Origin of the sequence: Rhizobium ecuadorense, from assembly GCF_001187535.1 — a bacterium.
Classification (GTDB): Bacteria; Pseudomonadota; Alphaproteobacteria; order Rhizobiales; family Rhizobiaceae; genus Rhizobium; species Rhizobium ecuadorense.
In genome coordinates this window covers 1-208 of the sequence record NZ_LFIO01001130.1, presented here as the reverse complement: position 1 = coordinate 208, position 208 = coordinate 1, and the positions used below count along the sequence as shown (strand labels likewise).

1 pseudogene is annotated in these 208 nt (G+C 59.6%); it reads left to right on the top strand.

Annotated features, from left to right (window positions below):
• Positions 1-208: pseudogene (locus AF337_RS24505) on the top strand (GNAT family N-acetyltransferase); the annotation flags it as partial.

Genomic DNA, 208 nt, shown 5'->3' with positions numbered 1-208 from the left:
ATCGTCCCCCTGCCGGCAAGCTTCGACGACTATCTCGAGCAGCGGATGAGCAGCCAGACACGCCAAAAGCTCCGGCGGTTCCTGCGCAAGGTCGAAGGCGACGATATTTACCGGATCACGATGGCAACTCCCGAGACCATCGATCGGGACATGGACATCCTCTTCAATCTCTGGCGGATCAAATGGAGCGCCCGCAAAGGCGCAGAGC